The organism is Mucilaginibacter sp. (assembly GCF_028288225.1).
Classification (GTDB): domain Bacteria; phylum Bacteroidota; class Bacteroidia; order Sphingobacteriales; family Sphingobacteriaceae; genus Mucilaginibacter.
In genome coordinates, this window is sequence record NZ_JAQBOC010000076.1 from 1 (window position 1) to 13,948 (window position 13,948).

At 41.9% G+C, this 13,948-nt stretch carries 9 protein-coding genes; 1 reads left to right on the forward strand and 8 read right to left on the reverse strand.

The window, feature by feature from the left end:
* From JWQ54_RS21935 to JWQ54_RS21970, 8 genes are all read right to left on the reverse strand, one after another.
* The coding region (locus JWQ54_RS21935) for an ATP-binding protein (RefSeq protein ID WP_299589383.1) at nt 1-1,971 on the reverse strand (1,971 nt) is incomplete at its 3' end.
* Between the two features lie 294 nt (nt 1,972-2,265).
* A complete protein-coding gene (locus tag JWQ54_RS21940; protein WP_299589386.1) occupies nt 2,266-3,315 on the reverse strand; it encodes an acyltransferase in 1,050 nt (349 codons plus the stop codon).
* 426 nt (nt 3,316-3,741) lie between these two features.
* A complete protein-coding gene (locus JWQ54_RS21945) occupies nt 3,742-5,661 on the reverse strand; it encodes a SusD/RagB family nutrient-binding outer membrane lipoprotein (RefSeq protein WP_299589389.1) in 1,920 nt (639 codons plus the stop codon).
* A 27-nt stretch (nt 5,662-5,688) separates the two neighbouring features.
* Entirely contained in the window at nt 5,689-8,760 is a 3,072-nt protein-coding gene (locus JWQ54_RS21950; RefSeq protein WP_299589392.1) for a SusC/RagA family TonB-linked outer membrane protein, read from the reverse strand.
* A gap of 207 nt (nt 8,761-8,967) precedes the next feature.
* Entirely contained in the window at nt 8,968-10,155 is a 1,188-nt protein-coding gene (locus tag JWQ54_RS21955) for an ROK family protein (protein WP_299589395.1), read from the reverse strand.
* Nucleotides 10,156-10,414: 259 nt separating this feature from the next.
* Nucleotides 10,415-10,558, reverse strand: a complete 144-nt coding sequence (locus tag JWQ54_RS21960; protein ID WP_299589398.1) for a DUF308 domain-containing protein — start codon at nt 10,556-10,558, stop codon at nt 10,415-10,417.
* 17 nt (nt 10,559-10,575) lie between these two features.
* Nucleotides 10,576-10,866 (reverse strand): HdeD family acid-resistance protein, encoded by a 291-nt coding sequence (locus JWQ54_RS21965; protein WP_299589401.1) that lies wholly within the window; start codon nt 10,864-10,866, stop codon nt 10,576-10,578.
* A 104-nt stretch (nt 10,867-10,970) separates the two neighbouring features.
* The gene (locus JWQ54_RS21970; protein WP_299589404.1) at nt 10,971-11,630 is read right to left on the reverse strand and encodes a hypothetical protein; all 660 of its coding nucleotides are present in this window, start codon (nt 11,628-11,630) and stop codon (nt 10,971-10,973) included.
* Nucleotides 11,631-11,761: 131 nt separating this feature from the next.
* Here JWQ54_RS21970 and JWQ54_RS21975 point away from each other — a divergent pair, with 131 nt between their 5' ends.
* Nucleotides 11,762-13,912: a xanthine dehydrogenase family protein molybdopterin-binding subunit gene (locus tag JWQ54_RS21975; protein ID WP_299589407.1), complete on the forward strand. Its 2,151-nt coding sequence runs from the start codon at nt 11,762-11,764 to the stop codon at nt 13,910-13,912.
* The last annotated feature ends 36 nt before the right edge of the window (nt 13,913-13,948 follow it).

A 13,948-nucleotide genomic window follows, 5' to 3' on the forward strand; every position in this document is an offset into this window, starting at 1 on the left:
CGGAAGCGTAAACCAAAAGGTGCTTCCTTTACCTAACTGGCTATCCACGCCGATCTCACCATTATGGCGGTGAATGATCTCTGCGCTGATGTAAAGACCCAAACCCAGACCGGAATATTGTGCACCGAAATATTCTGCCCGGTAATATTTATTGAACAGATGCGGAATCTTATCCGGTGAGATCCCGGGTCCATTATCTTTGACCGAAACTTTAATATACTGATCCATCTTTGCAACGATTAGATAGATCTGTTTAGATTCAGGGGCATATTTGACGGCATTATTCACGAAATTAACCACCACCTGATCGATCCGGTGTTCATCGGCAAAAACTGTTAATTCCGGGTCACCTTTGAAGATTAGTTCGTGTTTACCTGCTGCGCGCACGTGATTACAGCAGCCTTCCAGCATTTCTGAAACCTTAAATATTTTTTTGGCAATATGCAGTTGGTTTTGATTGAGCTTACTGGCGTCCAGCAGTTCTTCGATCAGGCCGCTGATCTTTTCGACACTTCTGTTTGCCTGAACGATCAACCTGGGCAGCATTACCGGCGAAGGCTGTTCCTTCATCCGGTCGAGCAATTGCAAAGACGACTTCAAACTGGTTACCGGAGTTTTTAACTCATGACTTGCGATGCAGATGAAATCATCTTTCTGGGCAGCCAATATTTTAAGATCGTGAATGTCAGTCGCCGTGCCGATCCAGCTTTGTAAAGCTCCCTGTTCATTTTTGATCGGCAGAATCCGTACCAGGTGCCATCGGTATTCCCCGTCAGCACGTTTCTCCCTGATCTCGAATTCACCACCGGTTGTACCTCTTAAAATGTCCTGGAAAGAATCCTGACAATAGTCCAGGTCATCAGGATGGATGACCGTCTCCCATCCCCTGCTGCTAAACTGCTTTTCATCGAACCCTGTATAATTGTACCATTGCTGGTTATAAAAGTCTACTTCGCCGTCAAGCGTGTTTGTCCAGGCAATTTGGGGAATAGCGTTCAACTGCGTGCGGAACAAATTGGCACTTGCTTCGATTTTTCTCCTCGCCAAAACGGTATCTGTCACTTCGATAGCAAAAACAAATATGCCGTCTACGTGGTCTCCCGGACCCGGGCGTGGCTGATAAATAAAATTAAAATACCGTTCTTCGATGAACCCATCAGCCATTCTGGCCATTGGTACGTACAATTCTCGGCCTTCGTAGAGTTCACCTGTCCGGTAAACATTTTCAATAATGTCTATTATCGGCTGGCCCGCAAGTTCGGGAATAGCTTCAGTCAGAGGCTTACCTAAGATATCCCTTCCCGGAAAGAACTGCTGGTATAAAGGATTCACCAGTTCAAATTGATAGTCAGGCCCGTTTAGGACACATATCCCTGCCGGCGCCTGCATAAAGAACTCAGCAAATCTGTCTCGTTGGCTGGCGGTTTCTGCCTGCACAGCCTCCAATTCAAGTTTTGCGTTCTCGTTGTCTATAAAGGCTCTGACTTTATCAGTCGTTTCAATGACATTGGTGATAACCCCTCTGATATTGCCGGTTTCATCCTTAACGGGGCTGTAGGCGAAATTGAAATAACATTCTTCGGAATATCCATTGCGGTTCAGGAATAATTTAAAGTCTGTAAACCTGACCGGACAGCCTTCCATAACGCCGTGAAACATCGGGCCGATCGTGTCCCAAATTTCCGAAAAGGATCGCCATATTGGTATGCCCATTGCCTGGGGGTGTTTGTTGGAACCCAAAATGGGGCGGTAACCATCATTATAGAACTGGATAAATTCAGCGCCCCAGGTTATGTGCATCGGGAAGGGAGAACTTAACAAAATACCAATGGATATCTTTAACGCGGGCTCCCACGATTGGGGGGCTCCCAGCGGGGTTCTTGACCAGTCGGTTTCACGGATGATCTCACCGCACTCTCCCCCACCCTGTAAAAAAGGTAATTCTGTCGGTTGTGGACTCGCTTGTGGCATAACGTTGAGAGTGTTAAGTTCGATCACTAAAAACACCTTGCACAAATTGCCGTTAATGACTGAACTGTTTCCAATACCTTTAGGCGTGTTACTTATCAACAAGAATTTACCGTCTTTGTTTGTTTGCTGTACTAACCATTAAGTTCAAATTTCGATTTTTTATCTGAAGACCGCATTGGGCCTCCAAGAAACACTAAAAACCCTTGAATGACATCATTTGAGGTTTCTTTTATTACAACATTCCCCCAACTTTTCGGACTAATCCATCGCCTGCTTCAATCGTAATAAAAGTTACTATGTAAACCTTGCCGTAGTGGGGGTGTAGGTAGACGGCGCCAAATTTTTCGGCTTTTGTTTTATCGGAAAGACAAATAGCCAGGACAGATATTTTGTTTTTTTAGCAACATTGTAAAATAATAATGGAACTATAAGCCCGGTTAGCGTACCTAAAACAATATGCACACTCGGGTTAGTGATATGAAATGCTTTGGCCAAAATTATCCGCGTACCACTGCTCGCTATAATATGAACCAGGTAGATTACTATGCTATTGATCCCTAAATATTCCAAAAATTTAAAGCCGTTTTTGTTAGCGCAAACATTACTTAAATAGAATATTGTAAAACTGCCAGCCAATGGAGGAAAAATCTCATTATACCAAAGGTTATGCGGGAATGTGAAATAAAAATATATCGAAATGCAAAAAATAGTGGCATTAAGTATAAACATCCGGCTCTTTAGGATCTGTTCTGTAATGTATTGATATTTAAATAAAGCTATCCCAACTGCAAAGTAAATTAGGTTAACAAATGTTTTGCCAAATATCCCGGTTTGCAGGTTTGTGCTGTAGCCTATTGCCCATATTAAAAACAAAAGCAGCATTCCCCACTTTTTGGAAAAATTGAATGCCAACAACCCTATTACATTTATAAAAAACAAAGCGAATAAAAACCAAAATTGATCTTTAGGCTTATACAAAAAATCTAATGACAGCCACAGCGAACGCGGGCTGTTTATGTAACCCGAAGCTTTCACTTCAATAATAGTTTGCAATATAGACCATATTAAAAAAGGATATGCAATGGTGCCAAGCTTGTTGAACATGAAAGATTTATTCCCTCTTTTTTTTAAGCTTGAATAAAAAAAATATCCGGAAAGAATAAAAAACAATGGCATATGAAAACTGTAAACAAAATTTACAGCGTAATAATAAAATTTTGAATCAATAAGGTTTGCCGTATTTAATCCTTTAATAACATGACCAAAAACCACAAATATTATACCTACACCTTTAGCATAATCAATCCAGTCTAATCTGCTTTTGGTAGCTTTGTCAATTGTCATAAATGATGCAACTTATTTTCAATTTTGATTACAACCTCTTTTGATGATTTTATTTAGCAATTGTTCTCTTATAGAAAGTAAAATTTATCTGCATGGCTGGTATTGCAAATTATTTTAGCAATTTTTTTTGGGTTAAACATTAAATTACAATTGCTATCTAAAAAATATTTTATAAAGGTAGAATTAAGAATAATATAAAATTTCACATATAATGCACAATTAGGTGTAGAAAAATGTGAAAATTATCATTTAGCGCCCTGTTTATAAGCGTAAGTGAATTCATTTACAGAAAATGGAAATAATAAAAAAGGGATGAAGAATAGATCTTCACCCCTTTAAAATGCCTTATAAGTGACTGTTTAATCTTATAAGTAATTATTAATTAGAAGAGCCTTTTTATGGGGTCTCTTTTAATTTTAAAAGTTATTAGTGCTTTGCCCACCACAACGGCGTCAGCACTGCATCAGTACCGCCCAGGGCAGCAACAGCCTGGTTATAGCCAGCAACATTGCTATTACTCAAACTTGAAGGATATTTCATGCGCTGAGGGAAAAATTTGATACTGCTTGTAGTATAGTTAGAACTATTTAAAGCAGGTAAATCAGGCATAATATCTTCAACAGCCGGGTTTTCATAAAAAGGTAGGCCCAGTCTCCTGCGATCATTCCAGGTTTCCAAAGGCAACCACGGTAATTGGGCTAAATACTTTTGGGTAATAATTTTTGTTAGCTGGTCATTTCTAACCGCGCCTGACTTATAAAGATCATTTTTGGGATAGTTAACGGATACCACACCCGCAGCACCGGTAATGCCATCTTCATAATTCATAGCATGTGATGCCGCCGGTTCTGTTGTATGGGCCCATTTAACAGATGTTCCAACCCTGTTGTAGTCGGTAGATGCCAGGTAGGTACTTAGATTGGCAGTAGTTCCAAAATATTCAAAACTCTTGGCAATCCCGGTTTCATAAGCGGTTTGAGCATTAACAGGGGTGTTCCAGCCACGAACTGCAGCTTCTGCTAAAAGGAAATAAGTTTCCCATGGCGCAAAGAAAACTCTTCTATTATTTCCATTCCTGTAAACCAGGTTCAGTAACGGTTTAAACCCATTGGTAGTGATGGCTTGGTTCATAGATGCTTTTGCACCCCAGTTGCCATCTGCCTTGGCATTCCATGTGTTGGTTGAGTTTAGTGTTTTAACAACTGCGCCCGCAGCATTTTTCAAATCCCTTTGAGTAGCTGTGAAGGTATCACCTATGCCCGGGTAGTTAGGGTCGGTGATGTTGCCGGGGATGCTAAAAATTTTATAAGCCCTTGGATCAATGGAGTAAGGTAATCCGTTAAACCAATAACCTGCCGCCGGATCATTGGTTTTAGTGGCAAACTGTTCTGTAAACCGTTGCCCCATCCAGTTAGCCGGCTTAATGGCTGATTGGAACGATGCAGCTAACTGATCGGCAGATTTAACACCGCCTAAGCCAAACACCAGGTTGTTATAAGTTGCAGATATAGGCAACCCCATCCATGACGACTCTTTTCTGAACACACTGCTAAGCGGGTTATAACTGTTAGGGGTTTCCTGTACGCTAAAGGTTTCGGTAGCAACATCTGTAATGAAATCATTGGTGGCAGCAGCAGCTTCAAATTCAGCTTTAGCTTTTGCCGGATCAATTTCAGATAACCGCATAGCCAGGCGCATACGCATAGAGTTTGCATATTTACGCCATTTAGCGTAGTCATATCCGTACGCCGGATCTTCTTTCGTTAAGGTTGATGGATTGGTAATGGTCAAATCTAATTTTGAGCTTGCATCTTTTAACTCATCCAGCAAAAAGTAATAAACTGTTTTAACATCTTTAAACTCCGGATTTTTACCCTGGAAGCCGTCTGTAGGCATAGGGCCAAAGCTGTCAGAAAATTCGCTCATTAAATAGGCTCTCCAGATCCTTGCAACCTGGATCAGATTTTTTGTATAAACTTTGGATGTTCCCTTGGCAATTTGATCAGTTCCTATCTCGATTGCGCTATTGGCATTATTTAACCACTGCGACGATTGCCTGTAATATTCTGAGGTCCATCCGTCGTCGTATGATCCGCGTGAGAAGGTTTCTCCATCCTCGTCCTGCAGGCCATGGCCGCCTACAACCCAATAGAGGATAAATACACGTTCTGATAAACCCGGGTCCTGCTGAGCGCCAACAATAGCATTGTCTATAAAATATTCGGTTTGCACCTGATCGCCATTAGCTTTGAGCGGATCGTTATTGATGTCGTCAAATTTTTTGCATGATGCAAGCAGCAAAGTAGCTGTAAGCAACAGGCATGATTTTTTAAATATCGTTTTCATATATTATGAATTATTCTTGTGTGATAATTAGAAGCCTACAGTTAAGTTAAATAAAATTGTACGTGTTGTTGGGAAGCTTCCACTTTCAAAACCCGTAGCATTAGTTCCCGTTGCATAAGAAGATTCAGGATCCATACCATTCATATGGCTTGATATTAACCATACATTATTGGCCGATACGCCAATTTTTGCTCTTTGGACACCTATCCCCGTTAATAATTTTTTCGGAAGGTTATAGCTTAACTGTACATTTCTGATCCGTATGTTAGACGCATCATAAAGATTTGCTTCGGTTACCCCTATATTACCGTGGCCGGCAACTACTGTCCAGTAATTTTGCGCAGTGGTTTTCACTGCATTTTTTTCGTATTGGTTTGTAGTTGGGTTCAAAACAACACCGTCAACCAACATATCGTCCCTTGATCCGTTTACTACCGTTTTGTTAGATGTACCATACTGTTCCATATTGGCTATTGTACCTGAGAAGATCTGACCGCCGAAACGGGCATCAACCAGGAACGAAAAGTCAAAATTTTTGTAAGAGAACGAGTTGGTAACACCCAATAAGCTGGAAGCCTGCTGATTGCCCAGCTTGGCTCTTTCCGGATCAACCTGCGGTAACCCGCTGGCATCTAACAGCAATTGTCCTTTATATGGACTGTTGGCATCTTTTACTCTCAAAAATTGGGAACCATATATTTCACCATACAGCTGCCCGGTTTGGGCAACAATTGAAAGGTCATCAAACCCTCCCAAACTATATTGGGTTACACCCGGCGAAAGGTATTTAACGGTGTTCCGGTTGATAGAGAAATTTACCATAGTATTCCAGTTAAAGCCATCATTGTTTTTTATGATTTTACCATCAACCATCAACTCCAACCCTTTATTCTGAATATCGCCCGCGTTTATTTTTCGGGCGGTATAACCACTTAAAGCGTCCATAGGAAGATTCAACAATTGCCTTGTGGCATTTGATTTATACACGGCAAAGTCAAATCCTACCCGGTTGTTCAAAAAGCGCATTTCCAGACCGGCCTCGTATGATTTGATTAATTCGCTTTTGACATTGGCATCGTAGAGAACATCGCCGCGGCTTGCAGTAGTATTGCCAAGCGGATCTTTACCGATGTTATAGGTATTGTATAATTGGTAAGGGTCCATATCATTCCCCACAGAAGCAAAAGATCCCCTTAATTTACCATAGGTTAACCATGATGGTAATCCGTTCCCGTTTTTACCCATTAATTCGGTAAATAAGAAAGAGGCGCTTACCGACGGATAAAGATAAGAGCGGTTTGCAGCGCTTAGGGCTGAAGACCAGTCATTCCTCAATGTTCCGTCAACAAACAGGTATCCGTCGTAATTCAGGCCCAGTGATCCATAAACCGAATAAATATCATGACGTGATAAACCTTCGCTGATGGAAGCATTGGTTGTTCCATTATTCAGGGAGAATAAGTTTGGCACCTGTAAAGGGCTTGCATTTGCACTCAGAAAAGAAGACTGGCGATTCATAAGGTTTCCGCCAACAGTAGCCGTACCTCCTAATTTGCCAAAAAGGTTGTCTTTTTTTGCTGTAAGTAAGCCGCTGTAATTAGTTTCTGTAAATGTGCTTTTGCCTGCGCCATAAGAACCTGTAGAGGTGGGAGTAGCGCCTGCGTATGTGCGGTTATCGGTATTGGTGGTATAAGTATCCGCGCCACCTTTCACCTCAGCATTCAGCCAGCTGTTAAACTGATATTTTATTGATGCGTTTAATAAAAACCGGTTCCTGATGTCCTCGTTCAGGTTATATTGAGATGCCCAATATGGATTAAGCTCATTTTCCTGGCGCCACCAAAGCATTTTTCCGTTCTTGTCTGTACGTGCCTTGAAATCTCTTATATCAATAGAAGTTGGCAGTAAGGATAACGCATAAAAATTATTGCTCACGTTGGAGCCGCCTTGCGGGCGATTAAGGGCAGTAGCATTAATATATTGAACTTTCGTGTCAATCGTCCACTTGTCATCGGTGCCAAACTTACTCACCGTTCTGCCCATTAAGTTGTTCCTTATCAGCTTTGCTCCGGGGATCACGCTCTTTTCATCCAAACGGTTGTAGGAAGTATAAACCGATGTGGATTTGTATTGCTGCTGAAACGATATGCTTTGGTTTGCCGTTAAGCCCTTTTGAAAGTAATTCCCGATATTATCATAGGTTCTTAACGGAGCTGTAGAACCATCCCATTTTTTTACAGACTGACCATCTGCTTTCGGCCCCCAGCTGGTGGATGCTGTTGGATCATAAATATTATTTGATCCCTGGCCAAATACATTTTGCATTCCCGGTTTAGCAAAGATACTTTCAGAGCCTATTGATGACGATATGGTTATACCCAGGCCACTTTGTCGTTTGCCTGTTTTCGTAGTGATCAAAATTGCGCCATTACCTGCTCTGGAACCATAAAGTGCAGCTGCCGATGGTCCTTTCAAAACACTCATGCTTTCAATGTCTTCAGGGTTAATATCCGATAGACCGTTACCCATATCTAAAGACGGATTGTAGTAATCATTGTTTGAGGCCCCGATAAAGTTATCAACAGGCGTTCCGTCAATCACTATTAATGGCTGATTAGAGCCTGTTAACGAGTTATTTCCTCTCAGCGTAATTCTTGATGAACCACCGGGCCCATTACCCGAGCGCGTAATTTGCAAGCCTGCTACTTTTCCTGAAAGCGCATTCACAATGTTAGGCTCTTTAGCTTCCGTTAATGCTTCGCCTTTCACCTCCTGCACTGCGTAACCTAATGATTTTTTTTCTCTTTTAATACCCAAAGCCGTCACAACAACTTCTGTCAGGGCATTTTCATTAGCTTCTAAAACAACATTCAAAGTTGTACTGGTCCCAACGGGAACATCTGTTGTTTTGAAGCCAATAAAAGAAAAAGTTAACACTGCGCCCGGTTTCACAGATAAGCTGAATTTTCCGTCTACGCTTGTAGCCGTGCCATTGCTGGTACCTTTTTCGGTAACATTTACACCGGGAATGGCTAGTCCGGATTTTTCTGTTACCGTACCGGTAACGGTTTTTTGTGCATACGCAACTATTGTTATCATGCTAAATAACAATGAAGCCATGCATCTTAAGTACATTTGTTTCATTTTTAGGATTTAAGGGTTAAAAAATAAGGACAGTTTATTTGTGACGGTTTAAGTATTTTGTTAATTTTTATTTGTGACGGGTTTAAGTATTCTGTTAAATTTTACTTGTAAGGGATTTAAGTATTCTGTTAATTTTTATTTGTGATGGGTTTAAGTATTCTGTTAATTAAAGTTGCAATTCTCTATTACTAATGTGGCGGCTCCTAAGAGCTCAGAATCCTCGGCCAGTTTTGAAACTTGGATCTCTGTTTGTTCAGCAAGCCAGGGGATACAAAATTCGTTGATGGCTTGTTGTATGGGAGCCATTAAAATTTTACCGGCAATTGCTCCTCTTCCACTTAACACCATAAGTTTTGGGTTCATAATGTGGATCAGGGTTGACATGCCCTTCCCGATTAAAAACGCCGCATCTGAAAGTATGGATACAGCAAGGGGATCGCCCGATTTTGCAGCCTGCAAAAAGTGATCAGCTGACAGTTCACCAGTTTCTTTAAAAATCTGCTCCATACTTGAGCTCGCACCGGCATTTATTTCTGATTTTGCGCGCTCAATCATCACAACCAGGGAGGTATCTACTTCTAAACAGCCCCTTTTACCGCAGGAACATAACTTATTGCTTTGCGACAGCGGAATGTGGCTAAATTCGCCGGCATATCCGCTATGCCCCCTGAAAAGGCTGCCATTAACGATCATGCCCAAACCTGTACCCCATCCCACATTTACAACCAATACATCTTTCAAATGCTTGCCCGCACCAAATTTCAATTCGGCTAAGGCGATCAGGCTGGAGTCGTTATCAATAAATACAGGCACGCCCAGTTCCTGGGTAAGGTGTTTTTTCAGGTTGAGATCTTGCTCAGATTTAAAAAAGGTATGATTTACACCCAGTTCGGCATTAACAAATCCGGGCATTCCAATACCGATTCCCAATATTTGATTTAGCGGTATATTGGAGCGGGAGATGTAATCTTTCAGAAACGTAATGAATGTATCGATTAGAGCCGGCGCACTGACCAGGGCAAGCTCCTTTATCCCGGGCTCCATTTTAATATTATTCAACAGGTCATAAATAACTACCCGGGTAACCAGCTGATCAACTGCTACTGCAATAATATATCGTTTTTTTTGATCATTTAACGTAAAGGCTGATGCCCGTCTTCCTCCGGTAGAACGGGCAAGGCCATGCTCCTGTATGTATCCATCTTCTATCAAACTGTTAACCGTGCTGGTTACCACCGGCAAGCTTTTATGAGTAAGCTTGCTTAGTTCGGAAAGAGTAAGCTGATGATTAAAATAGAAGTGCTTAATAAGTTCGTTTCGTAATAACTTTTGTTTACTCCGGACAATCATTTTCTAGATTTCCGATAAACTTAGAAAGTTTTTTTAAAAAAATCAAAAACTTTTTAATTTTTTTAAAAACTATTGATTTGTTTTTGTGAATATTTAGTAACTAACTCCTTCTTTATGCTTATATCCGAAATTGTGTTTCCCGCTTTTTCCTCTATTTCTAAAGCTTTTTTAATGGCTCTGCAGAGACTGACTTTGAAAAGTAATTTTATTCAAATCAGTACTGTGGAAAATAATTCCAGATTAGTAAGCAACTATAATTTCAAACATCGTGGGCAGCTTTCAGCCTGAAAGCCAGCAATGAATTAAAAATGCCGGCAATTATAAAAGCAAAGGCGGTCCATAATACAATGGTCATAGCGCCAATGGCCGGGTTAAAAATTACCAGCATGGCAAACAGTATCATCAATACTCCACCTGTTATCACCCAAAACGGGCGTTGTAATATGCCGGCAAAACCCAGCAGGGAAAATCCTTTGAATCAATGATCCCTAATAACAAGCGCCAGACCCAGCCACCCGTATGCCGGTTTGTATAAGCATACAAGAGTTCAGTTACGCCGGCCAAAAGGATAATGATCCCGAAAAGAAAGCTCAATGCCATATAACTTCTTAATGGCGAACCGATCATATAGATGCCCAGAATAATGAATAACAAGCCACGCAATAAAAACATCCACCAATGCTGTGTATTGCTTTTGATTACCAATGCCATTTGATTTTACTTTTATAGTTAACTATTTGAAGTTCTGATAGTTTTATGATTTTTAAAAAAAATAAGATCCGGAAGGATCGCTTGCTTTTAATGGACATTGTACATTACAGCGGCACTTCAGTTTTTAAATACTTACCAAACCAACCCAATGCATAATCCGTTACTTCCTCCAGTTTACCCGGTTCTTCAAACAAATGCGTGGCATCATGAATAATGGTCAGTTCACTGACTGATTCGATCTCCTCAAATGCCTTCTCATTCTGCTCGCGTACCACCTCATCTTTTCCTCCAACAATCAGCAGTACGGCTGCCTGCACTTTGTTTAAAGCATCAGGTGCCAGGTCAGGACGTCCGCCTTTGGATATCATCGCCAGTACTTTATCAGGTAATTCTGCTGCGGCAATTAATGCTGCCGCCGCGCTTGTACCGGCGCTAAAATACCCGATAGCCATATTACTGGTCAGTATTTCAGCATTTACCCATTTTGTTATCTTGGTGAGCCTTTTTGCAAGCAGATCAATTTGAAAACGATTAAAATATTTGTGGCTTTCTTCTGCTGTTAAAAGACCAAACAGAAGCGTGGCATATCCTTTTTCCCGGAACCTTTCGGCTACATACTGGTTGCGGGAACTAAACCTGCTGCTGGCACTACAATACGCAAATACAACAATTGCCGTTGAATTTTTGGGAATAGCGAGATCTGCTGATAAAATAATACCATTTAAAGGAAGTTCAATCGTTTCATTAAATTCATAATCTATCATAAACTTTCCCTGATCTTTTATCAAAAAAATACTTTAATGATTTTACAATCGGGCAAAGAATAAGTTTTAATAATTGATACCACAAACTTACTGCCACATCAACTGTTTAACCCGATAAAGGCAACATGATCATGAGCGGGCCAAATTTGAGAGAAAATGTAATCGGCCAACCCTTGAACCGGGTTGAAGGGCGGGCTAAAGTTACCGGCAGTGCCAAATATGCAGCAGATTATCATTTCAAAAATATTGCTTACGGTGTTGTTGTACCCAGCGCCATTACCCGCGGACGGATCCTGGAGATAAACAGCAAAATTGCGGAACGGGCTCCTGGTGTTTTAACAGTAATGAGCCACTTGAATGCACCTGATGTACCTGGTTATGGCCACAACCCAATGTCGGCTATTCCTATATTTGCCGGTAAAGAATTTAAACCATTTTTGGATGACCGCATCCACTTTAATTCACAGCCCATTGCACTGGTGATAGCAGCTACCCTTGAAGAAGCCCGGTATGCCGCATGGCTGGTAAAAATAAAATACCAGGAAGAAAAGCACCATACCAATATTCATGATCAGCTTACTGAAGCGATAACCCCGGATAAGCCAGCAGATTATACCCGGGGACAAGCTGACGCCTGGAAAAATGCCCCGGTAAACATTGAACAGGAATATCAAACCCCCTTACAGGTACACAACCCTATGGAACCGCATGCCACCACGGCTTACTGGGATAATGATAAATTATATATTTATAATAAATCACAGGGCGTTAAAACTACCCGGCAGCAATTTGCCAAATATTTTAATTTAAAGGAGGAAAACGTAAAAGTATATTCACCTTTTGTCGGCGGGGCCTTTGGCAGTTCATCGCGCATGTGGCCGCAGGAAATGGCCGCTGTAATGGGCGCTAAAAAAGTCGGGCGCCCTGTAACAGTTGCACTGGAGCGTACGCAGGTATTCAACATGGTGGGATATAGGCCTTATTCTATACAGAAATATGCAATAGGCGCTGATGCGGACGGAACTTTGGCGGGCATTAGTCATGAAGCATATGGTTCTACCAGTCAATACGAGCAGTTTACGGAGCGCATCCTCGAGCCTACCAAATCAATGTATAACTGTGCAAATGTGCATACCACGTATAAGCTTGTTCAGCTTGATATGAGTACCCCCTGCCCCACCCGCGGGCCGGGCGAAACCAGCGGGTCTTTCGCCATGGAATCGGCTATGGATGAATTGGCTTATGCTTTACATATGGATCCGCTGGATTTAAGATTGAAGAATTTTTCGGCTATTGACCAGCTTAACAACCGGCCCTGGTCAAGCAATTACCTGAAGGAATGTTATGAAACCGGGGGGGCTAAATTTGGATGGGACAAACGCAACCCTGTTCCCCGTTCTATGCAAAATGGCAAAATGCTGGTCGGCATGGGTATGAGCGCAGGTATTTATAAAGCAGAACGTGCACCAGCATCGGCAAGTATAAAAATGCTGACAAACGGAAAAGTGCTGATACGTTGCTCCGTGGCCGATACAGGCCCGGGTTCTGTTACCATTATGACGCAAATTGCAGCCGACGCATTAGGCGTTCCGGCCAATGAAGTGCAGATAGAGTGGGCCGATGCCGGTTTTCCCTTTGCTCCGCCTCAGTATGGCTCGCATACTACCGCATCAACAGGGTCTGCTGTGCATGATGCATCGCTGGCCCTTAAACAAAAATTTGCAGTACTTGCACAAAAAGAAGACTTAAATGCAACAATCAACTATACCGATATTTTAAAGCAACACCAGCTGTCTGAACTGGAAGCGACAGTTGAATCAAAGCCGGGACCTGAAAATGAGAAATATTCCGGCAAGTCCTTTTCTGCTCATTTTGTGGAAGTGCAGGTACATCCTTTTACAGGTGAGGTAAAAGTAACCCGGGTGGTATCGGCAATTGATGCCGGCAGGATCATGAACTATAAAACGGCCCGCAGCCAGGTGCTAGGGGCAGTAACCTGGGGTATTGGCATTGCCCTGCTGGAACAGGGTATTGTCGATCATCGTTATGGCCGCTATGTAAATAACAACCTGGCCGATTATCTTGTCCCTGTAAATGCCGATGTGCCCAATATAGAAGTGTATTTTATTAATAAGCATGATCCGGTAATTGATCCTATGGGCGCTAAGGGCCTGGGGGAAATCGGGATTATCGGCTTTACCGCCGCTGTTGCCAATGCAGTTTATCATGCCACAGGCAAGCGTATCCGCACTTTGCCAATTACGCCTGACAAGTTGGTTTAGCCCAAATATATCGCCCTGATAAATTTCTTTTTTAAA

Excerpts from the sequence above, each read along its gene's own strand:
- JWQ54_RS21945 (WP_299589389.1), bottom strand. The coding sequence starts at position 5,661 with ATGAAAACGATATTTAAAAAATCATGCCTGTTGCTTACAGCTACTTTG.
- JWQ54_RS21950 (WP_299589392.1), bottom strand. The coding sequence starts at position 8,760 with ATGATAACAATAGTTGCGTATGCACAAAAAACCGTTACCGGTACGGTA.
- JWQ54_RS21975 (WP_299589407.1), top strand. The coding sequence starts at position 11,762 with ATGAGCGGGCCAAATTTGAGAGAAAATGTAATCGGCCAACCCTTGAAC.
- JWQ54_RS21940 (WP_299589386.1), bottom strand. The coding sequence starts at position 3,315 with ATGACAATTGACAAAGCTACCAAAAGCAGATTAGACTGGATTGATTAT.
- JWQ54_RS21970 (WP_299589404.1), bottom strand. The coding sequence starts at position 11,630 with ATGATAGATTATGAATTTAATGAAACGATTGAACTTCCTTTAAATGGT.
- JWQ54_RS21955 (WP_299589395.1), bottom strand. The coding sequence starts at position 10,155 with ATGATTGTCCGGAGTAAACAAAAGTTATTACGAAACGAACTTATTAAG.
- JWQ54_RS21960 (WP_299589398.1), bottom strand. The coding sequence starts at position 10,558 with ATGATACTGTTTGCCATGCTGGTAATTTTTAACCCGGCCATTGGCGCT.
- JWQ54_RS21965 (WP_299589401.1), bottom strand. The coding sequence starts at position 10,866 with ATGGCATTGGTAATCAAAAGCAATACACAGCATTGGTGGATGTTTTTA.